Source organism: Kytococcus sp. Marseille-QA3725 (genome assembly GCF_054950055.1).
This window is the reverse complement of record NZ_JBUCLA010000001.1, coordinates 783746-807591: the sequence shown is the minus strand read 5'-3', so window position 1 is coordinate 807591 and position 23846 is coordinate 783746. Positions and strand designations below refer to the sequence as shown.

Below are 23846 nucleotides of genomic sequence, written 5' to 3'. Positions count from 1 at the left end.
CCGTCCCGCGGTCGGCACGGTGGCCCCCGCCCCCTTACGCTGTCGCAATGACTTCCGCGCTCCCCGTCCGGGTCTCCGAGGTGCGCCTCCTGGAGGGGCCCAACCTGTACTACCCCCGGGCCGCCGTGAAGGTGATGCTCTCGGCGCCCGGGATCAGCGCGGCCGACCGGCGGGAGTGCCTGACCCTTGCCAGCAGCCTCGGCCTGCGACGGACCGCCCCCGGGCAGCCCAACAGCGAGCAGCGCCAGCGCTTCCTGGTGCGTCTGGTGCGCCACGTGCTGCGCACCCTCGGCCAGCGTGCCGGCCTGGGGGCCATCACCGCCCGGGGCCGCGACGGCGCCGAGTGGGGTGACGTGACGGTCGCCTTCCGCTGGTGGCGCGCCGGGACGGGTCGCGCGATGGGGGAGAACCTGGGCCCCCTGCTGGCCGCGCTCTGGGAGAGCCCCGGTGACGCCGAGCGCCTGTTCGAGGAGGCCGCCGCGGTCGTGCGGTCGACCGATCCCGGTCCCCGCCCCGGCGTCGTGCGTGCCTCTGTCCCGGTCGCTTCGATCACCGGCACCAACGGCAAGACGACCACGACCCGCATCCTCGCCCACATCGCCATGACGGCCGGCAAGACCACCGCTTGGTCCTCCACCGACGGCGTGCTGCGCCAGGGGGAGTGGCTGGTCAAGGGTGACTACTCGGGGCCGTCGGGGGCCCGCACCGCCCTGGAGTCCGGCGGCGTCGAGGTCGGCATCCTGGAGACGGCGCGCGGTGGGCTGCTCCAGAAGGGCATGGGCGTGGCCGCCAACGACGTCTCGGTGGTCACCAACGTCTCGGCCGACCACCTGGGCCAGCACGGCATCGACACCCTCGACCAGCTGGCCGAGGTGAAGGGCATCGTCACGCACGTCACCAAGCCGAACGGCTGGGTGGTGCTCAACGGTGACGACCCGCGCGTATGGGCCATGCGACACCGGGCCACCGGGCGCCTCTTCTGCTTCAGTCTCGACGCGAGCTCGCCCGCCCTGCGGCAGGCCGTCGAGAGCGGCGGCCAGGGCATCACGGTGATCGACGACAACGTCGCGCTGGTCACCGGCTACGGCGACCCGGTGCACCTCGTGCCGCTGGCGGAGGTGCCGATGACGATCGGCGGTCTGTCCCGCCCGAACGTCGCCAACGTGCTGGCCGCGTCGGCCGCCGCGCTGGGGCTCGGCCTGCCCCGCGAGGCCGTCGTGGACGCGCTGCGCACCTTCCAGCCGGACCGCGAGCAGAACCCCGCACGCATGAACATGTACCGCTGGCCGGCCGAGGACGGCTGGGCGACCATCGTGTGCGACCTCGCGCACAACGAGGCCGGCGTCGAGGCCGTGCTGGAGGTGGCCGGCGGGCTGCGCCTGCCCGGCTCCGAGGTGCACCTCACCCTCGGCGGACTGGGCGACCGGAGCAACGAGATCCTGGAGGCGATGGGCACCGTCGCAGGACAGGGCGCCGACCGCACCCACATGGTGACCAAGGATCACTACCTGCGCGGGCGCGAGGTCGAGGAGGTCTTCCAGCACATGCGGCAGGGGCTGGCCGGCGCCGGTGCCGTGCCGGCGGGCACCTGGCCCGACGAGGTCACGGCGATGCAGGGAGTGACCGAGCTGCTCCGCGACGGCGACGTGCTCGCGTTCACCGTGCACGACATGCGCCAGGAGGTCTTCGACTGGCTGGACGCCTCGCCCGCCACCCCCATGACCGCGCGGCAGGTGGCCTCGCTGGTGCGCCGCGCCCGGGGCGAGCACGAGCTGGACGCCGAGTTCGCCACCGCCAAGGAGGCCGCGCCGGTCGACCGCATCGAGCAGGTGCGGGCGCTGCTGGCGGAGCACGAGGGCGACGCGCGGGTCCACTTCGAGCTCGCGCGGGCGCTGGACGCCGCCGAGCGCACCGACGAGGCGATCGCCGAGCACGAGCGGGCCCTGTCGCTGGGCCTGCGCGAGCCGCAGCGCTTCGTGAGCCTCATGGAGCGCACGCTCGCCGCCCGTGCCGCGGGCCGGCACGACCAGGTGCACGAGTGGGCTCTCGAGCTCTCCGAGCGCTACGCGGACTCCGCGGCCGCCGCCGCCCTGGCGGTGCTTGCCGGTGCCGAGACCGGCCGCGGCGAGGAGGCCGCCCAGCGGGCCGCCCAGTGGATGGTCGGGCACAGCGTGACCCCGCGCGACTGGGAGTTCAGCGACCGGATCGGCACCGAGCCGACCGCCTGAGCGCCCCGGGCACCGGCGGGGCCCGACGCCGGGGTCCTGGCCCGGTTCCTCACGCGAGGTCGGGGTCGGCCACCATGAGGCCCGCCTCGGTCGGTGCCGGGTGGGCGCGGTGCGTGAACGCCTCCAGGGCGCGCATGACCTCCGGGTGGTGGTCCACCGCCATCGCGACGATGTCCCCGGGCGAGGTGAGCGAGACCGCCAGGCGGCAGGCCTCGATCTCGTCCCACTGCTCGTGCACGGTGACCTCCAGCCCCTGCTCGGCGATCGCGGCCTCGGCTCCCTCGCGGATGAGGCCGGCGGCCTCGCCCGGCTCGCGGCGGCGGAGGTTGTGGTCCTCGCGGATGATGATCGTGTCGAAGTAGCGGGTGGCGATGGCGCCCAGCTCGCGGATGTCCTCGTCGCGGCGGTCGCCCGCGGCACCGATGATGAGCATCCGCTGGGGCGACTGGCCCTCCTCGGCGCTCTGGGCGGCGCGGTTGACGACGAACTCGCCCAGGGCCTGCACGCCGGCCGGGTTGTGGGCATAGTCCACGTACACCTCGGCGCCGAGGACGTCGACGCGGTTGAGGCGGCCGGGGGAGAGGTAGTAGTCGGGCGCGAAGGAGCGCAGTCCGACGCGGATGTCGTGCAGCGGCGCCCCGGCGCACCAGGCCGCACCGGCCGCGGCCATCGCGTTGGCAACGTTGAACCGGGCGGCACCGCCGTAGGTGGCGGGGATCGTGTGCGTCCAGGTCAGCGGCATCCACCGCTTGCCCTCGGCCAGCACGATCCGCTCGCCGCGGTCCGTCTGCTCCAGCAGCACCGCGCGGCCACCCTGCATGAGGCTGCGGTCGATGAGCGCGCGCTCCTCGCTGCCGGGCTCGGCCATGGAGAACCACACGACCTGCCCGCGGCAGCGGCGCTCCATGCGCCGCACCAGCGGGTCGTCGGCGTTGAGCACCGCGAAGCCGCTGCGGGGCACCGCCGAGACGATGACGCTCTTGATCTCGGCGAGCTGCTCGACGGTGTCCACGCCCCCGAGCCCGAGGTGGTCGGCGGTGACGTTGGTGACCACGGCGACGTCGTTCTTGTCGTAGCCGAGCCCCTCGCGGATGATGCCGCCGCGCGCCACCTCCATGACCGCGAAGTCCACGCGCGGGTGCTGCAGCACGGTGCGCGCCGACTTGGGTCCGGAGGCGTCGCGGCGGATCACCAGGCGCTCGTCGATGGCGACGCCGTCGGTGCTGGTCATGCCGACGTGCCGGCCGCTGCCGCGCATGATGTGGCCGACCATGCGGCTGGTGGTCGTCTTGCCGTTGGTGCCGGTCACCGCGACGATCGGCACCCGCGCCGGGCTGCCCGGCGGGAAGAGCAGGTCGAGCACCGGCTTGGCGATGAACTGCGGCTCGCCCTCGGTCGGGTGGGTGTGCATGCGGAACCCGGGTGCGGCGTTCACCTCGACGATCGCACCGCCGACCTCGGAGACCGACTGCGTGATGTCCGGGCACATGAAGTCGATGCCGGCGATGTCCAGCCCCACGATGCGGGCGGCCTCCTCGGCGATCTCGACGTTGTCCGGGTGCGCCTCCCATGTGCGGTCGATGGCGATGCCGCCGGTCGACATGTTGCCCGTGCGCACGATGAAGACCTGCTCGCCCTTCTCCGGCACGGACTCGGGGGAGTGCCCCTGCTCGGCGAGGTAGGTCTCGGCCGCGGCGTCGAGCGTGATGCGGGTGAGCACCTTCTCGTGGCCCACCCCGCGCCGCGGGTCGGTGTTCGCGATGTCCACGAGCTCGGCCACGGTGCGCTCACCGTCGCCGACGACCTGGGCGGGCACCCGCTCGGCGACAGCCACGAGCCGCCCGCCGACCACCAGGAAGCGGTAGTCCTTGCCCACCACGTAGGACTCGACGACGACCACCCCGCGCCGCGACTGGGAGACGGCCAGGTCGAAGCCGGCCCGCACCTCCTCGGCGTCCTGCAGGTTGAGGCACACACCGCGCCCGTGGTTGCCGTCCAGCGGCTTGACGACCACCGGGAAGCCGATGGACTGGGCCAGCTCGACCGCGGCCTCCTTGTCCCGGGTGGTCGCCGAGCGGGGCACCGGCAGACCGGCACCGGAGAGCAGGGCGGTGGTCATGGACTTGTCCCCGGCGACGTCGACGGCCAGCGCCGAGGTGCGGGAGGTCATGGTGGCCCGGATGCGCTGGGCGTGGACGCCCTGGCCGAGCTGGACGAAGCTGGCCTGGTTGAGGCGGATCCACGGGATGTCGCGGGACTCCGCCTCCTCGATGATCGCCTGCGTGGACGGGCCGAAGGCGACGCGCTCGGCCAGCCGCAGGAACTCGTCCATCTCCTGCTGGAAGTCCATCGGGGCGGCCTGCGGGTCCACGGCGTGGTTGACGATGCGCACGGCGAACTCGCCGGCGGCACGGCCCACGCGCTCCTCGACGAAGGCGAAGATCATGTTGTAGCGCCCCGGCTGGCCGGACACCGAGCGCGTCTTGCCGCGGGTCACCCGGTGACCGGCGTCGTTCTGCAGCTGCAGGGCCACGTGCTCGGCGATGTGCCCCATCCAGGTGCCCTCGCGCAGGCGCTCCACGAACCCACCGGGACGGCTCCGCGAGCAGCCGTGCTCGTGGAGGCCGGGCAGCATCTGCAGCAGCCGGTCGGTGAACCCGTCGATCGTGTTCGAGGGGTACTGCTCCAGCACGCCGAGGTCGACGACGAAGTGCATCGCCTGCCGGTAGGACCACAGGTTCGCGCCGCGGTAGGTCTTCGCCGAGACGACCTGCAGCGTGGGCTCGGGGCCCTGGTCGGTGGTCTGCACCGTCGTCTCCTCCTGGGTCGGTTCGGTCGTCGTCGGGTCCTGGCTCATCGGCGACCCGCCTCCTCGAGCTGGCGCTGCTGCGCGCGCCGCACCTGCGCCGCGGCCAGGAGCGCCTCCTCGTCGTCCTCCAGAGCGTCCGCGTGCTCGGCGGCGCGCTCCAGCTGGGAGATCTCCGAGGCCTCCTGCCGCACCGTGAACACGGCGTCGTCCTGCGGGTGCTGCTCGACGAAGCGCACCAGGCGCCGCTCCTCGAGGTCGAACAGGGAGCCGGTCGGCAGGGCGTGGACCACGGCGCCCGAGAGCAGAAGCGGCGCACCGGTCGCGGCCTCGTGGGCGTCGCTGACCGCCTTCGAGCCGTCCACCAGGAACACCCCACCGGCGCCGTGCACGCTGAACTCGCGCACGGGGGCGCCGTCGGCGTCGGTCCCCTCGGCGAGCTCCACGGCCGTGTCCTCGTCGATGCCGAGCCCCATCAGGGCCGGCGAGACGGCCACCATCGCCATGAGGCGCCCGTGGCGCCCGCGCTGCTCGAAGTGCTGGTCGAGGATGACGTCGGGCACCAGGTCGAGCCCCTGCGAGACCTTGCTGGCGCCCTGGCGCGGCGTGAGCGCCTCCTCGCCGTCGGAGATCATGTGGCGGCTCAGGATCGAGGCCCCCGCCGAGGTGCCCCCGATGACGGCGCCGCGCTCGTGCGCCCGCACCAGGGCGTCGCCCACGGGCGTGCCGACGAGGAACTGGCTGAGCTTCAGCTGGTTGCCGCCGGTGAGGAAGATGCCAGTGGCCGCGTCCAGCGTCTCCACCCAGTGGTCCTCGTGGGCGTCGCGCCGATCGGCGGGGGAGACGATCTCGGTGCTCACAGCCCCCAGTCGGTCGAAGAGCGTCGCGTAGGTCTCACCCGCCTCGCGGTGGAAGGAGGAGGCCGTGGGGACGACCACCACGCGCGCCTCCCGGCCACCGGCCAGCGCCACGAACCGGCGGTGCACCTTCATCATGTCCTTGCGGTCCTCGGCACCCCCGACGATCAGGAGCCGGCGGACGAGGCCGGGGACGCTCTGGGCGGGTGCTGGGACGCTGGGCGACTGGGGGGACATGACGCAATGGTAGGTAACCGGAAGGTGGACGCTCGGCAACGCCCGCGTTCACGCGCGTCCGGATCGCCCCGGCTGCCGCAGTCCCCGGGCGGCTGCGAGGGCCCCGGCCTCCAGCGCGTCGAGGGCCGCGTGGTGCAGGTGGGACATGGCGCGGTGCCGGGTCTCGGTGAGCGCCGCGTGGGTGGTGTGGGTGCTCAGTCCGTCGGTCGTCAGGGCGGCCACGGCGGCGGCCCGCTCCAGCAGGTCGAGCACCTCGCCGTCCAGCCCGGCAGGCAGGTCCCCGGCGGTGCTGACCTCCGGCCCGCCGGTGCGCTGCCCGGCCCACACCGGTGAGCCGCCGCGGGCCTCGAGGACCTCCAGTCCGCCCCGCAGCGCGGTGGCGAAGGAGCGTTGCGCCGTCCGCAGGTCCACGGCCTCGATGCGGTGGTGCGGCACCGGGTTGCTCGGGAGGCGCTCGGCGTCCAGCAGCCAGCCCCCGTCCAGAGCGTGCCCGAAGGGCGTCAGGTGCAGCACGAACGCGTCACCGAGCGACGGGGCGAGGAGCACCCCCACCGCATCCGGTGCCATGGACGCCCCGAGCGCCTGCACGCCCACGGGAAAGGTGCCCGGGCGGCCGGGGCGCGGGTGCACCGGCAGCACCACCTGCTCGCCGACGTCGCGCCAGGCGGTCATCGTCTCGCTCAGGAGGGACACCGCACCGGGGGTCACGGCCTCGACGGCGGACGCCGCGCGGTCGGGCAGCTCGGCAGAGTCCAGCCGGCCGGCGAGCACCTGCGTGGACCACAGCGCGGCGTGCACCGCCACCGGGATCCCGGGCGGCCCCAGGTGCGGCACGATCGGGTCGGGTGGAGGCAGGGGTGACTCGGACATCGGCCGCAGTCTCTCAACCCGGCCGGGCCGGGCCCCGCTCGCGCCCCGGCCCTCCTAGACTCGCGCACCATGAGCGATGTGCTGGCCCTGGCCGACGTGACCGTGCGCCGCGGCGACGCGAAGCTCCTCTCGCACGTGGACTGGGAGGTCGAGGAGGGGGAGCGCTGGGTGGTCGTCGGGCCCAACGGCGCCGGCAAGACGACGCTGTTGCAGGTGGCCGCGGCACGGCTGCACCCCAGCAGCGGTGTGGTCGGCATCCTCGGCGAGGTGCTGGGCACCACCGACGTGTTCGACCTGCGGCCCCGCATCGGACTGTCCTCGGCGGCGCTGGCCGACCGGGTGCCGCGCGACGAGACGGTGATGGACGTGGTGGTCACCGCCTCCTGGGCCGTCGTCGGGCGCTGGCGCGAGGAGTACGACGAACTCGACCACGCCCGCGCCGAGCAGCTGCTGGAGACCCTCGGCGTCGCGCACCTGGCACGGCGTCGCTTCGGCACCCTCAGCGAGGGGGAGCGCAAGCGCGTGCAGATCGCCCGCGCCCTCATGACCAACCCGGAGCTGATGCTGCTCGACGAGCCGGCTGCCGGACTGGACCTGGGCGGGCGCGAGGACCTCGTCGGACGTCTGGGCGCGCTGGCCGAGGACGTCGAGGCGCCGGCCATGGTGCTCGTGACCCACCACGTCGAGGAGATCCCGCCCGGGTTCAGCGACGTGCTCATGATCCGTGAGGGGCGAGTCGTCGCGGCCGGGCCGCTGGAGTCCACCCTGACCGCCGAGAACCTCAGCGAGACCTTCGGCCTGGAGGTGGTGCTGGAGCGCCACGGCCAGCGCTGGACCGCCCGGGCCGCGCACCCGACCGGGGCATGAGCCCCGCCGAGCTCGCCCTGGTACTGGGCGCCGGGGTGATGGCCGGCACCATCAACACGATCGTCGGGTCCGGCTCGCTGGTCACCTTCCCGCTGCTGGTCGCCCTCGGGCTGACGCCGGTCGAGGCGAACATCTCCAGCAAGCTCGGCATCCTTCCCGGGGGTGCCTCGGGCACCTGGGGGTACCGCAGGCACCTGCCCTCCGCCCGCGGGATGCTCGTGCGGCTGATGCTCGCCTCCGCCGTCGGCGGGCTGGCCGGTGCGCTGCTGCTGCTCGTGCTACCGGCCACCGTGTTCGATGCCGTCGTGCCGGTCCTCATCGGCGCCGCGGGCGTGCTGGTGGTCACCCAGCCGTTCATCAAGTCCTGGTTGGCGCGGCGCCGCGAGCACGGTGCAGCGGCGCCCTCGGCAGGGCGGCGAGTGGAGCAGGGTGACCGCAGTGCGGCGGCGCCTGCGGGGCACTCCCCGAGGGAGAGCGGGCCGGGCCACCTCGATGCGGTGTCGGGGCGCGACGTCGTGCCGTGGGGGCTGATCCTCGGCCTCGGTGCCACCGGCGTGTACTCGGGCTACTTCGGAGCCGCCCAGGGCGTCATGTACATGGCGGTGCTCGGGCTGGCGACTGCCGCGACCGTGCAGCAGCAGAACGCTCTGAAGAACCTGCTGGCGCTGGTGTCCAACGCGGTGAGCGCGCTGGTGTTCGTCGTCATCGCCCTGGACCAGATCGACTGGGTGGTGGTGCTGCTGCTCTCGGTCGGCTCGGCCGTCGGCGGGCTGCTCGGTGCGCGGGTGGGGCAGGCGTTGTCGCCGTGGGCCATCCGCGGGTGCGTGGCGGTCATCTGCGTGCTGGCCGTCATCGACCTCGTCCGCTGACCGGCGACGTCCGCCCGACGTCCCGCCCTCGCGGCTGTCCCGCCGCCTAGCCCTCCCGCCTCGCCTCCGGTCCGCCTCACCTCCTCGCGATTTGGGCACCTGAGCACGGCGAATCGCGTAGATTCTCGGCGTGTCGCGCCGAGTTGCGCACCGTGAGTGCCCGAATTGCCGATGCGTCACCGCGCGGCACGTCAGGGGAGAATGTGCGGATGCCGATCCCGCTCACCGATCCGTCCGACCCGCGCGTCGAGGACTACTTCCGCCTCACGGACGTCAACCTGCGACGCAAGCTGGAGCCGGAGCGCGGGCTGTACATGGCCGAGTCGGAGAAGGTCATCCGGCGCGCACTGGATGCCGGGCACCGGCCGCGGTCGCTGCTGCTGACGCCGCGCTGGGTGGAGGACATGGCGCAGCTGGTGGCCGACGTGGAGGCGACCGGGGCGCCGGTCTACGTCGCGGAGCCCCCGGTGGCCGAGGCGATGACCGGGTTCCACCTGCACCGCGGGGCACTGGCTGCCATGCAGCGGCCGGAGCTGCCACCGGTGGAGCGCGTGCTGGACGGTGCGCGTCGCGTGGTCGTCGTCGAGGACGTGGTCGACCACACGAACGTGGGCGCGATCTTCCGCTCGGTGGCTGCCCTCGGGGCCGATGCCGTGCTGGTGACCCCGCGCTGCGCCGACCCGCTCTACCGCCGCAGCGTGCGCGTCTCGATGGGGACGGTCTTCCAGGTGCCGTGGACCCGCATCGACCCCTGGCCGGCCGGGATGACCCAGCTGCAGGAGGCAGGGCTCACCGTGGCCGCTCTGGCGCTCCGCGAGGACGCCGTGACCATGCGGGAGCTCGAGGCCGACCTGCCCGACCGGCTTGCGCTGGTGCTCGGCACCGAGGGCGACGGGCTGGGGGAGCGGACCGTGGCCGCGGCCGACCTCGCGGTGCGCATCCCGATGGCCGGGGGAGTGGACTCGCTCAACGTGGCCGCGGCGAGCGCGCTGGCGCTCTACGCGACCCAGGGGCGCGACTGACCCCAGCCCGGCCGGTGCACCCACCTCGTCTAGCCCCGTGGGATCCCGTCCCTGCTCGGATCGGCTCAGGGCACCCCGGCCCGGCTCGCCCACCAGCACCAGCACCAGCACCAGCACCAGCACCAGCACCAGCACCAGAGCATGCTCACCTCCCGAGCACTCACAGATGCGCCCACGGTCCAGAACCTCGCCGTCCAGCCCGTGCATCTGGAACCCCCCACGCAGATATGCGTCCACGTTCCAGAAGTGGTCCTTCCGGGCCGCACCTCTGGAACGGACGCACACATATGCACCTGCAGCCCAGAGCAGTGGTGCCCACTCCACAGCCGGGCCTCCCAGACATGACCACAGCCGTCGGGCCGGGTATCCCATCGCGCACCTCAGAACCTGCGTGACGCCTCGGGTCATGAGCACAGAAATGCGCCTGCGTTCCACATCCGCACGTTCTAGCCCGCACTTCTGGAACGCGGACACACTTCTGCGTTGGCCGCCGGCGCGAAGCGGGGCCCACCCAGAGCTCCAGGGGAAAGGTAGTGCAGGTGGTGGGGGCGCGTCCCGGCATGCGTGCAGGTGCGGCCGGGCGTGCGTGCGGACGCGGCCCGGGCGGTGCGTACGGACCCGGGCAGGGCCCGGCGCTGGAGAAGGGACAGCCCAAGCGCATCGCCTACCCGCAGTAGCGCTCCAGGAGCCGCGGGGTCTCGCGTCCGGGGTCGCGCGAGAGGCCCGAGTGCACCGGCGAGGTCTGCACCACCGTGGACCGCGGCGCCACCAACCACCCGAACCGCTTGGCCAAGGTGTGCAGCACGTCAGCCGGTGGCCCGCCCGGCACGGGCCCCGACCGCGCCACCCGGTCCATCGTCACCAGAAAACGTTCCACCGCAACGATGTCCACATCCGGCCACAGGGCCTGCACCCGCACCGGGTCGAGCCGCACCGCCACGTCGAGCACTCCCGCCGACCGCGAGTGCACCGCCACCCCCACGTTGACGAACTCCTCCCGCTCCGGCCGCGGCACGCACCGGATCACCGCGTACTGGTACTCGTGCCACGCCGGCGCGCCCTCCACCCGGGTGGGCCGCCGCAGCGCACGGGTCCCCCCACCGGCCACACCCACCACGGGCCCGGCCGGTGCCGGCACACCCACGTCCGACGCTCCCGGCCCCGGCCCGCCCGATGCCGACGTACCAGCTCCCGCCCCGCTCACCGGGGCTCCTCGCCACGGCGCACGACGGCCCGCCGTGCCTGCACCTCCAGCGTCCGCCGCGCCTCCGAGCGCCCGGCCTCCGCACCCTCACGCGCAGCCTCCAGCACCTCCTCACCCGGCAGCCAGTGCTCCGCACCGCCCAACCGCGCCTCGAGGAAGTCCACGTACGCGTCCCGCACCGCCTCCGCGGTCGGCAACCCGCCCGTGGTCTCCAGCCACTCACCGGGTACCGCGGCCACGGCCCGCTGCACCGCCTCGGGCACCCGGGGCACCAGCTCCGCGTGCACCCGCTGCATCGCCCCGGCACCATCCGGCACCACGGCGGCCAGCACGTGTCCCGAGGCGTCGAAGGGCTGCCGCGCGAACCGCGCCGGGTCGGGTGCTTCCTCAGCCGCGGTCCCTGGCCAGGCGTGGTGGAAGTACAGCGCCGCCCCGTGGTCGATAAGCCACGGCTCCCCGTGCCACACCACCAGGTTCGGATTCGACCAGGTGCGGTCGACGTTCGCGGTGAACGCGTCCAACCACAGCACCCGGGCGGCCACCTCGGCCGCCGGCGGCACCGAACCGTCGTACCCGTGCGCCCCGGGTAGGAAGTCGGTCCCCAGGTTCAGCCCGATGCTGGTGCGCAGCAGGTCCTGCACCTCCTCGTCGGGCTCGTACCGGCTCAGCGCCTCCGGCAGCTCGAGCGCCACCATCGGCGGGGCCGGCAGGTCCAGCGCCCGAGCCAGCTCCCCGACCACCACCTCGGCCACCAGCACCTTGAGCCCCTGCCCGGCCGCGCGGAACTTCATGACGTACGTGCCCAGGTCGTCGGCCTCCACGACCCCGGGCATGGACCCGCCCTCCCGCAACGGGGTCACGTAGCGCACGGCGGTGCCGCGTCGCAGCTCGTCGGCGGGGTCCCAGGGGCCGGTCATGGGCGTCACCGTACGCGGCCCCACCGACGCGCATAGGCTGCGCACCATGAGCGTGGTCTACAACCTCCTGCTGCCCCCGGCCTACACGATGTTCGCCGCCCAGGGCCTGCGCATCGACGTCCAAGGCAAGGACAACGTGCCGGCCACCGGTGGCGCGGTCATCGCCATGAACCACATCAGCTATCTCGACTACGTCTTCGCCGGGCTCGCGGTGCGCCACCGCCGCCGTCAGGTGCGCTTCCTGGCCAAGAAGGAGCTCTTCGACCAGCGCGGTCTCGGCTGGGCCCTGCGCTCCATGCGTCACATCCAGGTGGACCGCGACGCCGGCGGCTCGGCCCTGCGCCACGGCGTCGCCGCCCTGCAGGAGGGGGAGCTGGTCGGCGTCTTCCCGGAGGCGACCATCTCCCGCAGCTTCGAGCTCAAGGGCTTCAAGACCGGTGCGGTCCGCATGGCGATGGAGGCCGGTGTGCCGGTGATCCCGCTGGTCAACTGGGGCGCTCAGGTGCTGGCCACCAAGGGTCTGCCCCGGCACCTCGGCCGCAGCCGCACCCGCATCATCCTGTCGCTGGGGGAGCCGTTGGGCTTCAACCCCGGCACCGACGCCCTGCAGGCCACGGAGCTGCTGCGCGACCGCATGGACGAACTGCTGCGCGCCGCCCAGGGCGAGTACGGCCCGATGCCGCAGCACCTGCGTGCCTACGAGCCCGCCCGCACCGGTGGGACCGCGCCCACCCTGCTGGAGGCCGACGAGATGGACGCGCGCGACGTCGCCGAGCGCCGACGCCGCCGGCTGGAGCGGATGCGGGCCGAGTCGCTCGGTCGTCCCCGCCGGCGCTGAGCAGGACCCTCCGCGTCGTGCCGCGGCCTCCAGGGCCGCTGGTCAGCCCCGGGCGCCGTCGGTGACCCGCTCGCGCAGCACCTTCAGCCCGCGCCCGTTGCGTCGGCTCACCTGTGCCTGGGAGATGCCCAGCGCCGAGGCGACCTGCGCCTGCGTCTCGTCGTGGAAGTAGCGGAGCAGCACCTCCCGATCCCGGGGGTCCAGCGCCTCCACATGTGGCTGCACGGTCAGCCACTCGTCCACGCTGATCCACGACGCGTGCCGCATCGACGCCCCGGAGGGTTCCTCGCCCTCCACCGGGTCGGTGAAGCGGCCCGCGGCCGCCATGCGCGCCTCGTCGACCTCCTGCGGCGTGGTGCCGAGCCACGCGGCCACCTGCTCCCGACTCGGCTCCGTGCCGTCCCGGTGGCGCAGCTCGTCCTCGGCGATGCGCACCTCCGTCGCCAGCTCCTGCACGCGCCGCGGGGCCGCACCCACCAGGTGCTGTCGCGCAGGAAGCGGCGCAGCTCCCCGGTGATGGTCGGAACGGCGAAGGTCGAGAGGTTGGTGTCGTACGCGGGGTCCCAGCGGTGCACCGCCAGGACGAGCCCCATGCACGCGACCTGCTCGCAGTCGTCCACCCAGCGGACCGAGGGGGCGAAGTGGCGGCCCATGCGGCGGGCCGCCGCCTGATCGGGAACGATCGGTGTGCGGGTGGCCGGGCGGTGGTCAAGCATCAGAGCCTCCAGACAGGTGTGCCGTCGTGGCGCTCTGTTGGACCACGTGAGGGGTTCTGACACGGATGAAAGCCGGCGGGCCAGACCCCGACCTGATTCGCCTACCGTGTCGCCATGCGCTCCACGGCCTCGGTCCTCCACGTGGACCTCGACGCCTTCTTCGCGTCGGTGGAGCAGCGCGACAAGCCGTCGCTGCGCGGCAAGCCGGTGGTCGTGGGAGGCACCGGGCGTCGCGGGGTGGTGGCCACCGCCAGCTACGAGGCGCGCGTCTACGGCATCCGCTCAGCGATGCCGGGCTGGCAGGCCCGCGCGCAGGCACCCGGGGGAGCGGCCTTCCTCTCCGGACGCTTCGAGGCCTACCGGCTCAGCAGTCGCGCGGCGATGGGCGCCCTGCGGGAGCTGGCCCCTGTGGTCGAGCAGGTGAGCATCGACGAGGCCTATGCCGACCTCGCCACGGGCCCGTCGCCGTGGGCGGTGGAGACCTGGTCCCGTCCCGATGCCGAGGAGGTCGCCTCCCGACTGCGCACGGCCATCGCCTCGGCCACCGGCGGGCTCACGGCCTCGGTGGGCATCGGCAGCTCCAAGATGATGGCCAAGCTGGCCTCCGAGGCCGCCAAGCCCGATGGTGCCCGCGTCATCTGGCCCGGCGAGGAGGAGGACTTCCTCGTCGATCTGCCGGTGCGCGCCCTGCCCGGGGTGGGACCGGCGACCACCGAGCGCCTCGGTGCCTTCGGCGTCCGGACGGTGAACGAGCTGCGTCGGATCACGGCCACCGACCTGGTGTCGATCCTCGGGGAGTCCTGGGGGCACGGCGTCCACGCGCTGGCCCGCGGCATCGACCACCGCGAGGTGGTGACCCACCGGGAGGCCAAGAGCGTCTCGGCCGAGGAGACCTTCGCCACGGACCTGACCGACGTGCGGGCGGTGTCGGCCGAGCTCCGTCTGCTCGCCGAGCGTGTCCAGGGACGCCTGCGCAGGGCAGGGCTGTTCGGGCGCACCGTCTCGGTGAAGCTGCGGCGCCACGACTTCTCGACGCACCTGCGCTCGCTCACGCTGCAGCACGGCACGGACGACGCGGAGACCATCACCCGGACCGCGGTGCGTCTGGCCGGCGAGATCGGGCTGGGCGACGGGGTGCGGCTGCTCGGCGTGGGGGTCTCCGGGTTCGTGGAGCACAGCCAGGCCGAGCTCGCGCTGGAGGTCTCCGAGCCGGCCGCGCCCTCGGCGGAGAGCCACACCGCGGACGTCACCGAGGACCCCGAGGAGGCCCCGGAGGAGCCCGGCGCCCACGACGCCCGACTGGGGCGCACCACCTGGCCGACCGGGGCGGACGTCACCCACGCCGAGCACGGCCAGGGCTGGGTCTGGGGCAGTGGCGCCGGCAGGGTGTCGGTGCGCTTCGAGGGACCCCACACCCCGCCGGGTCGGGTGCGGACCTTCGCGGCGGACGACCCGGACCTCTCACCCGCTGGGCCCCCGGCCTGGTAGGGACGCGATGCCGAGGGACCGGCAGGCCCTCATCGTCATGCGGACACTGGCGAGACGGGGCTCAGGCGAAGGTCCAGGAGCGCTTGGACAGGCCGTGCCAGAAGCCTTCCACCGCGTTCTCACCGCGCGGCGTGGACGTGGTCGATGCCGCGCCCAGGGAGACGAAGAGCGGCGCCCAGTGCTCGCTGCGCGGATGGGCCTCGACGGCGGCCGGGGCCTTGCGCTCCCAGTCGAGCAGGGCGTCGACGTCCCCAGCCGCGACGGTCTCGGCGGCCCACTGGTCGAACTCCCGCGACGCCGCCGGGGGAGTGGAGGTGGACTCGGGGTGGAACCACCGCAGGTTGTGGGTGGTGAAGCCCGAGCCCACGATCAGCGTGCCCTCCTCGCGCAGTCCCGCCAGCCGCTGCCCCATCGTGAACAGCCCGGTGGGGTCCAGCGTCGGCAGGGACACCTGGAGCACCGGCACGTCCGCCTCCGGGTACATCTCCACCAGCGGCACGTAGGCCCCGTGGTCCAGTCCGCGGGACTGGTCCTGGTGCACCGGCCCGAGGTCGCCGAGCGCTCGGGAGACCGACGCCGCCAGCTCGGGCGCGGCGGGGGAGTCGTAGGTGACCTCGTAGTACTTCTGCGGGAAGCCCCAGAAGTCGTAGGTCAGCCCCGCACCGGTCGTGGAGGACACGGTGATGGGGTCGTTCTCCCAGTGGGCGGAGACCATCAGGATGTTCTTCGGCCGCTCCAGCCGCCCCGACCAGTCGGCCAGCTCGCGGGTCCAGGTGGCGTCGTCGGCCAGCGGCGGAGCGCCGTGGGACAGGTACAGGACGGGCATCGGCGAGTTCGTCATGCGCACCAACCTATCGCAGATGGGTGACACGTCACGCCTTGGAGCGCACGGCGCATTCACACCCACGCGCACACCGTGCTAAGGTTCTCTGTCGTTGCTCACCACGTGAGCGGCACCCTTGTCCGGGTGGCGGAATGGCAGACGCGCTAGCTTGAGGTGCTAGTGCCCTTTATCGGGCGTGGGGGTTCAAGTCCCCCTCCGGACACACAGGACCGCCGAGACGGTCATCACGAAAGGGCTCGGCTCCCAGCAGGGGAGCCGAGCCCTTTCGCGTCCCGAGTACCGGAGGCCGGATGAGCGAGCAGCGTGAGGCGGGGACGACAGAAACCCGGCACGTGGACCCGGAGAAGGTCCAGCTGCCCCCGGAAGTGCGGGTGCGCACCGGGCCCTGGTTGCTGGCGCTGGTGATCGCGGTCGTGCTGTGGGTACCGGTCCTCATGGCCACGTTCGGGGCACCCGCGAGCCTCTTCCGGGATCCATCACCGGGGCTCTCTCGCCACCAGTGGATGGCCGCGCTGTGCCTCGTGCCGACGTCGGTGCATCTCGCACACGCGTGGATGGGCTGGAGGCACCCACGCCACCTGACCATCGACGAGGACGGCATCGAGACCTACTCCTGGCGGGTGGAGTGGAGCGAGGTCGCCTCCATCTGGCCGAATCCACCAGGTGGGGGAGCCCCGGACCGCCAGACGAACGTCGGGTTCATGGGGCACAGGCGGGCATGGACCGACGAGCTGCGGCGGGGCAACCGGTGGGACTCCGGGTACCCGTTCGAACTGGGCGGAATGCTGCCGCAGGCTGGCACGATCACCACCCAGTTCGCGACGAACCCGCCCATCGAGTCCCTCGTGACGCTGTTCGAGCGCCTGCGAGCGAAGGCGCACGGGGAGGACACCGGGGACCAGGACGAGCCGGAGGCCTGAAGGACACCCACCACACGTGGGGAAATGCAGAGGGGCGGGGAGACTGTCCTCTCCCCGCCCCGTCCCCCTCCCCAGGGCCTGTGCGTACGCACTCCATGCTCGCATCGCGTCGCGGAGTTCTGAGCCGTTTGAACAGCGGAAAAAGCGGAACGACAGTCAGACGGCCCCATCCTGTCCTCCACACCGGATCCGACCACACCTACCCTGCGATCATGACCCCGGACCCGCACACCGACCTGGTCGAGCTCCTGGCCCCCGACGGCTCGGTCGTCGGCACGCATCCCAGGGCCACGGTGCACACCACGGAGACGCCCCTGCACCGTGCCTTCTCGGTGCACCTGCGAACCCCTGACGGTCGCATCATGCTCACCCGACGCGCTCTGGGCAAGGTGGCCTGGCCCGGGGTCTGGACCAACGCCTGCTGCGGGCACCCCGCACCGGGGGAGGGCGACGTCGACGCCGTCCTGCGCCGGCTCTCGGACGAGCTCTCCCTGCCCGCCGATGCGGTGGGGCCGCCGCGCCTCGTGCTCCCGGACTTCCGGTACCGCGCGGTCGACGCGAGCGGGATCGTCGAGCACGAGGTCTGCCCGGTCCACGTCGCCGATCTCCGGGTGTCCCCGGACGATCTGCCCGCGCCCAATCCCGACGAGGTCGCCGAGGTCGCGTGGACCAGCTGGGCGGACCTGTCCACAGCCCTGGAGGCGGCCCCGTTCGCCTTCAGCCCCTGGTTGCTCCTGCAGGCCGCCGACGCCCGACTGGCGGCCGCTCTCACGGCCCCCTGATCCGCCCGCGGGAGCCCTCTGACTTCCCGCACGGCACACGGCAGCTCGCCTGCGCCGGACCCGCCGGGCCGTTGTGTACCCTCCCTCTGGGCCACGTGTCGGCCACAGAGGGGAACACCATGACAGAGGAGCGGCAGCTCGGCAGCCTGTACACGATGCGGGAGCGCATCGGCGGGGGTGCCACCGGCATCGTCCACGCAGGGACCGACCGCGACGGCAACGACCTCGCTTTCAAGGTGCTGCGGGAGGAGCTGGCCGAGCAGCGCTCCGTCGTGACGGCCTTCCTCGCCGAGAGCAGCACCCTGGGGAGCATCGACTCACCGCACGTCGTGCGGGTCCGAGACGTCGTGGGGGAGCGCGGCACCCTGGCCGTGGTCATGGAACGCGTCCACGGCGGCGACCTGCGGGCGGCCCTGCGCCAGCGCGGCACCTTCGCCCCGGCGGAGGTCGCCACCCTCGGGGCCCAGATCGCCGAGGGACTGGCCGCGGTGCACCGGGCCGGCATCGTGCACCGCGACGTGAAGCCCGAGAACGTCCTGCTGGACACCGCCGACGACGCCCCGTGCGCCAAGGTGACCGACTTCGGCATCGCCCAGCTGGCCGAGAGCGCCCAGGCCACCCGCACCTCGATGATGCGGGGGACGGTCAACTACGTGGCCCCCGAGATCCTGGCCGGGCAGCCCGCCACCCCGAAGGCCGACCTCTACTCGCTGGGCATCCTGCTCTACGAGCTCACCTGCGGTGTCACGCCCTTCGAGGGGGGCAACAGCCTGGCCGTCATCCGGCGGCACACCGAGCAGCACCCCGGCAGGCCGCAGGGCTTCCCGCAGCCGCTGATGCGCGCGATCCTGCCGCTGCTGACCAAGGAGCCCACCCGGCGCCCCACCGCCCAGCAGGTGGCCGACCACCTTCGCACCCTGCCGGAGAAGCTGGCCGACGCCCAGGCCATGACGCCCCTGACCGAGCCGGTGCCCGGCCCGCCCGTCCAGTCCACCGCACCGCGCCGCCCTGCCGCACAGGAGACCCGGGTCCTGGGCGCCGGCGCCGCGACCCAGCGCGTCCCCGGGCCGGGGACCGTCGGTGCCCGGCGGACCGGCCCCGGCGCCACCTCCGGCGAACCGGGCGGGACCCCGCGCAACGTGCGGGCGGGTCAGCTGCTGCACCCGGGCGGGCACACCCAGAACCCGCGTCACACCCCGAACCCGGGCCGGACCCCGCAGCCGACGGGCCACCCCGGGCACGGGCAGCCGCACGGGGCGGCCGCGATGGGCACCCAGGTGGGCCAGGCGGGTCAGTCCGGCGTCGCGTCGCTGTCCTCCCGGCTGCGGGAGCGCTCGGGCTGCCTCATCGCCGCCGGCATCGGCCTCGCGCTGCTGCTCATGGCGGTGCTCGCGGTGGGCCTGGTGCTCGGCAACGACGACGGCGACTCCTCCGGTGAGCCGTCCGCTGTGGTGATCGCCCCGGTGACGGCCCTCGAGCCCCACGCGCCCGCGGAGGACGGCCGATGAGCCGCCGCGTCCCGCCCTTGCGCCTGGCCACCACGGCCGGTGAGCAGACCGTCGCCCCCACACCCGAGGGGCTCCTCGTCGGCCGGGGTGGCAACTCGCGCGTGGTCGTCGTCGGCGACGGGGTCTCCCGCGAGCACGTGCGCATCGGTCACGACGGGTCCACCTGGTGGGTCCTGGACGCGGGCTCCTCGCGCGGCACCACCCTCGACGGGACGCCGGTCACCTCCCGCACCCCGCTGCGCGACGGCAGCGAGCTGGGGCTCGGCCCGGAACGGCGGCTGACCGTCCGCATCGACGGACCGGGGGCGACCACCGAGGCACCTGCGGGTCCCCGCGGGGCGAACACCTCGCTGCCGCGCAGCCGTCCCGGCCAGGTGCTGACGGTCGGGCGTGACGACGACAACGACGTGGTGGTCGACGACCTGCTGGCCAGCCGTCACCACGCCCGTCTGGTGGCCACCGACAACGGCTTTCAGCTGCAGGACCTCAGCTCGCGCAACGGCACGTACCTGGACGGCTCGCGCGTCCAGACCGCGACGGTCCGACCCGGGCAGCGCATCAGCATCGGGCACGCGGAGCTGACGGTCCGCCCCGGTCCGCAGCTGGTGCACGGGGCGGAGGACCAGCCCGTCTCGTTCGCCGCGGAGAACCTGCGCGTCGAGGGCCGTAAGGGGTCCGTCCGCCTCAACGACGTGTCCTTCAGCCTGCCCCCGGGCTCGCTGGTCGCCGTGATCGGCCCCTCCGGTGCGGGCAAGTCGACGCTGCTCAACGCCCTGACCGGCTCGCGGCCGGCCACCAGCGGCACCGTGCAGTACGCCGGGCGCGACCTGTACGCCTCGTACGACGAGCTCAAGCAGCGCATCGGCATCGTGCCGCAAGACGACATCGTCCACCGCCAGCTGACCGTGCGTGCGGCACTGGGCTACTCGGCCGAGCTGCGCTTCCCCGACGACGTCAGCGCCGCCGAGCGCAAGGGCGAGGTGGAACGCGTCATGGGCGAGCTGGGCCTCACCGAGCACGCGGACAAGCGGATCGACCAGCTCTCCGGTGGCCAGCGCAAGCGCGTCAGCGTGGCGATGGAGCTGCTCACCAAGCCGTCCCTGATCTTCCTGGACGAGCCGACCTCGGGCCTGGACCCGGGCATGGACCTGAGCCTCATGCGCAACCTGCGCAAGCTGGCCGACGACGGGCGCACCGTCCTGGTGATCACGCACTCCACGGAGAACCTGAACCTGGCCGACCGCGTGTTCGCACTGGCACCGGGGGGCACCCTGGCCTACCAGGGCGCGCCCGACGGGCTCATGGACTTCTTCGACGCCCGCACCATGCCGGAGGTCTTCACCCGGCTGGCGGACCCGTCGATCACGCATGCCCCCTCGGCCTCGACCGGCGGACTGTCCACGACCGCGCCGGAGGAGACGGTGCACTCCGAGGCGCCGCGGCAGCAGTCGGCGTGGAGGCAGTTCAGCACCGTCGCACGCCGTCAGCTGCGGGTGATGGCCTCCGACCCCGGGTACCTGGCGCTGACGCTGCTCATGCCGGTGGCCCTCGGCCTGCTCACCTGGCTGGTCCCGGGGGAGAACGTGTTCAACCCGCCGGAGCCTGGTGCCGAGCCGTCCTCCTCGTCGCTGCAGGTGATCATGATCCTGGCCATCGGCGCGGCCTTCATGGGCGTCTCCGGCACCGTCAGGGAGCTGGTGGGGGAGCGGCCCATCTTCGTGCGAGAACAGGCGGTCGGGCTCAGACCGTCGGCCTACCTGCTGGCCAAGGCCGTGCTCGCCACGGTCGTGGTCTTCCTGCAGTGCACCATCATGGTGCCGCTGTCGCTGCTGGGCACCGGGCTACCGGAGTTCCACATCCTGGCCCCGAGCATCCTCGAGCTCACCCTGGCGATGGGGCTCTGTGCCGCGGCCTGCACGGCGATGGGACTGGTCATCTCCGCGACCACGCGCTCGACCGAGCAGGTCATGCCCGCCATGGTCGTCTCGATCATGATCATGCTGGTGCTCAGCGGCGGACTGTTCCCGCTGAACGACCGGGCCGGCCTGGAGCAGGTCGCCTGGCTCTCGCCGACGCGCTGGGGCTTCGCAATGGGCGCCAGCTCGGTGGACGTCCGGGGGCTGACGCCGAACGCGGCCCCGGACCCGCTGTGGGCCCACGGGCTGGACGTCTACACCGCCTGCGCGCTGGCCTGCCTGACGCTGTACGTGCTGCTGGCCGGCATCGCGTGGCTGCTGGTGGAGCGGTCCGCCCGGCGCAGCTGAGGCGACGTCTCCAAGGGTGATCCACGAGGCGGACTCGGGGCCCCGAGCACGTTGACGTGCTGACACCAGCGTCCCCGGAGGAGCCATGGAAGACGTCGTCTCGCTGCTTTCCCTGGTCTTCCTCGCCGTCCTGCTGGCCGTGCTGGGGCCGTGACCTCGTCCGGCAGCCGGGGACCCGTCCGAGGGCACGGTGGGGCCCTCACCCTCGGCGGTGTTCTGGGCGGGACGGGGGTCACGCTCATGGGAGCTTGGCAGGCCCACCGTGCGGCCCGGCAGGTGCCCACGCAGGACTGACGGCGAGCAGGACGCCCGTGACGCTCAGGGCCGGGTGACCACTCTGAGGTTCACGCCTGGTCGGGCTCCGGAAGGGGCCGGGGGCGCCCGTTCTCGTCGGTGGCCACGAAGGTGAACAGCCCGCGGGTGATCAGCTCCTCGGCCTCGGAGTGGCGATCGCGCGCCCAGGCCTGCACGGCGACCTTCAGCGACGTGCGGCCCTCGTGCTCCAGGTGGGTGTAGACCGTCACCTCGGCGCCCACGGCCACCGGACGCTCGAAAGACATGCCGTCCACCGCCACGGTGGCGGCGCGCCCCTTGGCACGCAGCGACGCCACCGAGCCGGCGGCCAGGTCCATCTGCGACATCAGCCAGCCACCGAAGATGTCGCCATACGGGTTGGCATCGGCAGGCATCGCCGTCACCCGGATGCTGGGGTGCCAGTCGGCCGGGGAAGCGGTGGGCGCGGCGTCGGGCTGGTGGGGCATGGGGTCCTCTCGGGTTCGGTGTGGGACGCGTTCACGGTACGCGGGCGGTGCCTGCCACGGAGCGATGGCCACGGACGGAGCGCCCCGCCCACGAAGAAGCGCCGCGACCCGTCGGGGCGCGGCGCACAGGTGCGGCAGAGGGCAGGGGCCGTCAGTTCATCTCCATGTCGAACTCGAGGTAGGCGTCGTCACCGTTGACGGAGTCGACCTCCACGTCGACCTCGGTGGACTCACCGTTGGTCCGCTGCACACGGCACTCCATCTCCTCGCTGTCCTCCACGAGCGACAGGTCACCGGGGCAGTCGACGTCCACGGCCTCGCCCAGGGAGTCCCCGAGCTGATCCTCGGCCCGGGCCTCCACCTCGCTGGCCGGCATCTGCTCGGCACAGGCCGAGAGGCCGGTGGCACCGGCAAGGCCACCCAGGACCAGGGCGGTGATTCGCAGGCTCTTCTTCATGTGCTTCTCCTTGTCTCACGTGACGACCGGCGCCGGGCTTTTCCGGCTCTTCACGAATGAGGGTGTAGCGCGGGTCTGAACCCTCCGGCTTCGAGCAGCGACCGAGCGATGTAGTGGGTGAGGTTGCGGAAGCCGAGGGCGGAGCCGCGGAGGTGTTCGAGTCGCCCGTTGATGGCCTCGGTCGGGCCGTTGCTGGTGCCGGGGCGGTCGAAAAACGCGAGGATGTCGCCCGCCCGCTGCTTCATGGTCCGGCCGAGCTTGCGGACCTCGACGAGCGCCGCGGGAACGCCGCTGCTGATCGCAGCGATCACCTCCTGCATCATCGCCTTCGCTTTCTTCTTGTCGGGCTCCCGGTAGGCCGCGACGATGCGCTGGTAGATGCCCCAGGTCGCCTCGACCTCGACGTGCTCCTCGCTCGCGAACACTGCGTCCAGGCGTGCCCGCTGCCGGTCGGTGAGCAGGCTCGCCCCGGTGTGCAGGGTGCGGCGGGCTGTGTAGAGCGGGTCGCCCTTGAGCCCGCGGTGACCGGTGGTGTCTTGCTGGACCCGACGCCGGCAGACATCCAGCGCGTCGCCGGCGAGGCGGACCACGTGGAACGGGTCCATGACGGGGACGGCGTCGGGGAGTTCCTCGGCGGCAGCGGTCTTGAACCCGGCGAAGCCGTCCATCGCGACCACCTCGATCCGCTTCGCCCAGTCCGCAGGGCGGGCGGCGAGCCACTGCTTGAACACCGCCTTGGAGCGGCCCTCGACCATGTCCAGCAGCCTCGCCGGCCCGGTCTTGTTCCTCGCGGGCGTGAGGTCGATGATCACGGTGACGTACTTGTCGCCCAGCCTCGTGTGTCGCCAGACGTGCTCGTCGACACCGATCGTGGTGACCCCGTCGAACCGGGCGGGGTCGTCGATCAGGCGCCGCTTGCCTTCCGCGAGGACGGCGGCGTTCGCGGCACTCCAGGACACCCCGAGACCTGCGGCGACGCGGGTGACGGTGAGGTGGTCGATGACGATGCCCCGCAGCGCCCACTCCAGGCCGCCGCGGGAGATCTTCGCACGCGGCGCCGCTGCCCGCGTCATGTCCTGCCGCCACGTGCGCCGGCAGTGTCCGCACCGGTACCGGCGCACCCGCACCAGCAGGGTCGTCGGCCGGTGCCCGAACGGCTCGTGCGCCAGTCGACGCGTGACCGTGTCCCGCGGCACGCCCTCGACGCCGCACGTCCGACACCACGGGTCGTCCTCGACGACGCGGCACTCGATCGTGGCCCGATCCGGCTCGATCAGCTGGCCGACGGCGACGAGGCCGAGCTCGTCGAGGCGGCAGAACGTGGTCAGGTCAGGGGTCGCGAAAGTAGGGTGGAGCACGTCGAGGTCTTTCGGGATGGCGAGCGTGAAGAA

General features: G+C 73.0%; 20 protein-coding genes, 1 tRNA gene and 1 pseudogene. 11 read left to right on the top strand and 11 right to left on the bottom strand.

All coding sequences use genetic code 11. The annotated features are described in order from the left end of the window. Positions 1-47 precede the first annotated feature (47 nt). A complete protein-coding gene (locus ACY8FT_RS03695) occupies positions 48-2228 on the top strand; it encodes a Mur ligase family protein (protein WP_462417584.1) in 2181 nt (726 codons plus the stop codon). Between the two features lie 49 nt (positions 2229-2277). Here ACY8FT_RS03695 and cphA read toward each other — a convergent pair whose 3' ends face one another. Genes cphA through ACY8FT_RS03680 form a run of 3 tightly spaced genes read right to left on the bottom strand, consistent with a single transcriptional unit; the run spans position 2278 to position 6998 of the window. Then, positions 2278-5085 carry a cyanophycin synthetase gene (gene cphA, locus ACY8FT_RS03690; protein ID WP_462417583.1) on the bottom strand — a complete coding sequence of 936 codons (2808 nt, stop codon included), beginning with the start codon at positions 5083-5085 and terminating at the stop codon, positions 2278-2280. Continuing rightward, positions 5082-6128 carry a cyanophycinase gene (locus ACY8FT_RS03685; RefSeq protein ID WP_462417582.1) on the bottom strand — a complete coding sequence of 349 codons (1047 nt, stop codon included), beginning with the start codon at positions 6126-6128 and terminating at the stop codon, positions 5082-5084. The genes cphA and ACY8FT_RS03685 overlap by 4 nt, the downstream gene beginning before the upstream one ends. A gap of 48 nt (positions 6129-6176) precedes the next feature. Beyond that, positions 6177-6998: a hypothetical protein gene (locus tag ACY8FT_RS03680; protein WP_462417581.1), complete on the bottom strand. Its 822-nt coding sequence runs from the start codon at positions 6996-6998 to the stop codon at positions 6177-6179. A 69-nt stretch (positions 6999-7067) separates the two neighbouring features. Between ACY8FT_RS03680 and ACY8FT_RS03675 the strand changes: the two genes are divergently transcribed. From ACY8FT_RS03675 to ACY8FT_RS03665, 3 genes are all read left to right on the top strand, one after another. Continuing rightward, complete coding sequence (locus ACY8FT_RS03675) at positions 7068-7865, top strand: ABC transporter ATP-binding protein (RefSeq protein WP_462417580.1); 798 nt, start codon at positions 7068-7070, stop codon at positions 7863-7865. Next, the gene (locus tag ACY8FT_RS03670) at positions 7862-8734 is read left to right on the top strand and encodes a sulfite exporter TauE/SafE family protein (protein ID WP_462417579.1); all 873 of its coding nucleotides are present in this window, start codon (positions 7862-7864) and stop codon (positions 8732-8734) included. Before ACY8FT_RS03675 ends, ACY8FT_RS03670 begins: the two co-directional genes overlap by 4 nt. Positions 8735-8943: 209 nt before the next feature. Further along, entirely contained in the window at positions 8944-9756 is an 813-nt protein-coding gene (locus tag ACY8FT_RS03665) for a TrmH family RNA methyltransferase (RefSeq protein ID WP_462417578.1), read from the top strand. Between the two features lie 664 nt (positions 9757-10420). Here the strand turns inward: ACY8FT_RS03665 and ACY8FT_RS03660 are convergent. Both ACY8FT_RS03660 and ACY8FT_RS03655 read right to left on the bottom strand, forming a co-directional pair. After that, positions 10421-10900: a DUF3037 domain-containing protein gene (locus ACY8FT_RS03660; protein WP_462417577.1), complete on the bottom strand. Its 480-nt coding sequence runs from the start codon at positions 10898-10900 to the stop codon at positions 10421-10423. Between the two features lie 56 nt (positions 10901-10956). Then, positions 10957-11877: a HipA family kinase gene (locus tag ACY8FT_RS03655; protein ID WP_462417576.1), complete on the bottom strand. Its 921-nt coding sequence runs from the start codon at positions 11875-11877 to the stop codon at positions 10957-10959. A gap of 46 nt (positions 11878-11923) precedes the next feature. On the opposite strand from ACY8FT_RS03655, the gene ACY8FT_RS03650 reads away from it, so the two are divergent. Continuing rightward, a complete protein-coding gene (locus tag ACY8FT_RS03650; protein ID WP_462417575.1) occupies positions 11924-12715 on the top strand; it encodes a lysophospholipid acyltransferase family protein in 792 nt (263 codons plus the stop codon). 42 nt (positions 12716-12757) lie between these two features. Here the strand turns inward: ACY8FT_RS03650 and ACY8FT_RS03645 are convergent, their stop codons facing one another. Next, positions 12758-13192, bottom strand: coding sequence for a sigma-70 family RNA polymerase sigma factor (locus ACY8FT_RS03645; RefSeq protein ID WP_462417574.1), 435 nt, complete (start codon positions 13190-13192; stop codon positions 12758-12760). A gap of 59 nt (positions 13193-13251) precedes the next feature. Further along, a pseudogene (locus ACY8FT_RS03640) lies at positions 13252-13368 on the bottom strand (hypothetical protein); the annotation flags it as partial. Between the two features lie 177 nt (positions 13369-13545). Here ACY8FT_RS03640 and ACY8FT_RS03635 point away from each other — a divergent pair. After that, a complete protein-coding gene (locus tag ACY8FT_RS03635; protein ID WP_462417573.1) occupies positions 13546-14919 on the top strand; it encodes a DNA polymerase IV in 1374 nt (457 codons plus the stop codon). 61 nt (positions 14920-14980) lie between these two features. On the opposite strand, the gene ACY8FT_RS03630 is transcribed toward ACY8FT_RS03635, so the two are convergent. Continuing rightward, the gene (locus tag ACY8FT_RS03630) at positions 14981-15760 is read right to left on the bottom strand and encodes a dioxygenase family protein (RefSeq protein ID WP_462417572.1); all 780 of its coding nucleotides are present in this window, start codon (positions 15758-15760) and stop codon (positions 14981-14983) included. A 120-nt stretch (positions 15761-15880) separates the two neighbouring features. Between ACY8FT_RS03630 and ACY8FT_RS03625 the strand changes: the two genes are divergently transcribed. The 5 genes from ACY8FT_RS03625 to ACY8FT_RS03605 all read left to right on the top strand — a co-directional run bounded on the left by ACY8FT_RS03625 (position 15881) and on the right by ACY8FT_RS03605 (position 21237). Next, positions 15881-15965, top strand: a tRNA-Leu gene (locus tag ACY8FT_RS03625). An 88-nt stretch (positions 15966-16053) separates the two neighbouring features. Beyond that, positions 16054-16683: a hypothetical protein gene (locus tag ACY8FT_RS03620; RefSeq protein WP_462417571.1), complete on the top strand. Its 630-nt coding sequence runs from the start codon at positions 16054-16056 to the stop codon at positions 16681-16683. A gap of 212 nt (positions 16684-16895) precedes the next feature. Next, positions 16896-17465: an isopentenyl-diphosphate Delta-isomerase gene (gene idi, locus ACY8FT_RS03615; protein ID WP_462417570.1), complete on the top strand. Its 570-nt coding sequence runs from the start codon at positions 16896-16898 to the stop codon at positions 17463-17465. 119 nt (positions 17466-17584) lie between these two features. After that, entirely contained in the window at positions 17585-18973 is a 1389-nt protein-coding gene (locus tag ACY8FT_RS03610; protein WP_462417569.1) for a serine/threonine-protein kinase, read from the top strand. Beyond that, a complete protein-coding gene (locus tag ACY8FT_RS03605; protein WP_462417568.1) occupies positions 18970-21237 on the top strand; it encodes an ABC transporter ATP-binding protein/permease in 2268 nt (755 codons plus the stop codon). Before ACY8FT_RS03610 ends, ACY8FT_RS03605 begins: the two co-directional genes overlap by 4 nt. A 344-nt stretch (positions 21238-21581) precedes the next feature. Here ACY8FT_RS03605 and ACY8FT_RS03600 read toward each other — a convergent pair whose 3' ends face one another. The 3 genes from ACY8FT_RS03600 to ACY8FT_RS03590 all read right to left on the bottom strand — a co-directional run bounded on the left by ACY8FT_RS03600 (position 21582) and on the right by ACY8FT_RS03590 (position 23813). Next, a complete protein-coding gene (locus tag ACY8FT_RS03600; protein ID WP_462417567.1) occupies positions 21582-21998 on the bottom strand; it encodes an acyl-CoA thioesterase in 417 nt (138 codons plus the stop codon). A 151-nt stretch (positions 21999-22149) separates the two neighbouring features. Continuing rightward, on the bottom strand, positions 22150-22455 hold the full coding sequence (locus ACY8FT_RS03595; RefSeq protein WP_462417566.1) for a DUF4333 domain-containing protein: 306 nt from the start codon (positions 22453-22455) through the stop codon (positions 22150-22152). Between the two features lie 50 nt (positions 22456-22505). Continuing rightward, positions 22506-23813 carry an ISL3 family transposase gene (locus ACY8FT_RS03590; protein ID WP_462417288.1) on the bottom strand — a complete coding sequence of 436 codons (1308 nt, stop codon included), beginning with the start codon at positions 23811-23813 and terminating at the stop codon, positions 22506-22508. Positions 23814-23846: the final 33 nt, after the last annotated feature.

What these genes read in the sequence shown, in the direction of transcription:
- ACY8FT_RS03600 (WP_462417567.1), bottom strand. Translation starts at nt 21,998, where the DNA reads ATGCCCCACCAGCCCGACGCCGCGCCCACCGCTTCCCCGGCCGACTGG.
- ACY8FT_RS03650 (WP_462417575.1), top strand. Translation starts at nt 11,924, where the DNA reads ATGAGCGTGGTCTACAACCTCCTGCTGCCCCCGGCCTACACGATGTTC.
- ACY8FT_RS03620 (WP_462417571.1), top strand. Translation starts at nt 16,054, where the DNA reads ATGAGCGAGCAGCGTGAGGCGGGGACGACAGAAACCCGGCACGTGGAC.
- ACY8FT_RS03595 (WP_462417566.1), bottom strand. Translation starts at nt 22,455, where the DNA reads ATGAAGAAGAGCCTGCGAATCACCGCCCTGGTCCTGGGTGGCCTTGCC.
- idi (WP_462417570.1), top strand. Translation starts at nt 16,896, where the DNA reads ATGACCCCGGACCCGCACACCGACCTGGTCGAGCTCCTGGCCCCCGAC.
- ACY8FT_RS03680 (WP_462417581.1), bottom strand. Translation starts at nt 6,998, where the DNA reads ATGTCCGAGTCACCCCTGCCTCCACCCGACCCGATCGTGCCGCACCTG.
- ACY8FT_RS03635 (WP_462417573.1), top strand. Translation starts at nt 13,546, where the DNA reads ATGCGCTCCACGGCCTCGGTCCTCCACGTGGACCTCGACGCCTTCTTC.
- ACY8FT_RS03695 (WP_462417584.1), top strand. Translation starts at nt 48, where the DNA reads ATGACTTCCGCGCTCCCCGTCCGGGTCTCCGAGGTGCGCCTCCTGGAG.
- cphA (WP_462417583.1), bottom strand. Translation starts at nt 5,085, where the DNA reads ATGAGCCAGGACCCGACGACGACCGAACCGACCCAGGAGGAGACGACG.
- ACY8FT_RS03630 (WP_462417572.1), bottom strand. Translation starts at nt 15,760, where the DNA reads ATGACGAACTCGCCGATGCCCGTCCTGTACCTGTCCCACGGCGCTCCG.
- ACY8FT_RS03655 (WP_462417576.1), bottom strand. Translation starts at nt 11,877, where the DNA reads ATGACCGGCCCCTGGGACCCCGCCGACGAGCTGCGACGCGGCACCGCC.
- ACY8FT_RS03675 (WP_462417580.1), top strand. Translation starts at nt 7,068, where the DNA reads ATGAGCGATGTGCTGGCCCTGGCCGACGTGACCGTGCGCCGCGGCGAC.
- ACY8FT_RS03610 (WP_462417569.1), top strand. Translation starts at nt 17,585, where the DNA reads ATGACAGAGGAGCGGCAGCTCGGCAGCCTGTACACGATGCGGGAGCGC.
- ACY8FT_RS03605 (WP_462417568.1), top strand. Translation starts at nt 18,970, where the DNA reads ATGAGCCGCCGCGTCCCGCCCTTGCGCCTGGCCACCACGGCCGGTGAG.
- ACY8FT_RS03685 (WP_462417582.1), bottom strand. Translation starts at nt 6,128, where the DNA reads ATGTCCCCCCAGTCGCCCAGCGTCCCAGCACCCGCCCAGAGCGTCCCC.
- ACY8FT_RS03665 (WP_462417578.1), top strand. Translation starts at nt 8,944, where the DNA reads ATGCCGATCCCGCTCACCGATCCGTCCGACCCGCGCGTCGAGGACTAC.
- ACY8FT_RS03670 (WP_462417579.1), top strand. Translation starts at nt 7,862, where the DNA reads ATGAGCCCCGCCGAGCTCGCCCTGGTACTGGGCGCCGGGGTGATGGCC.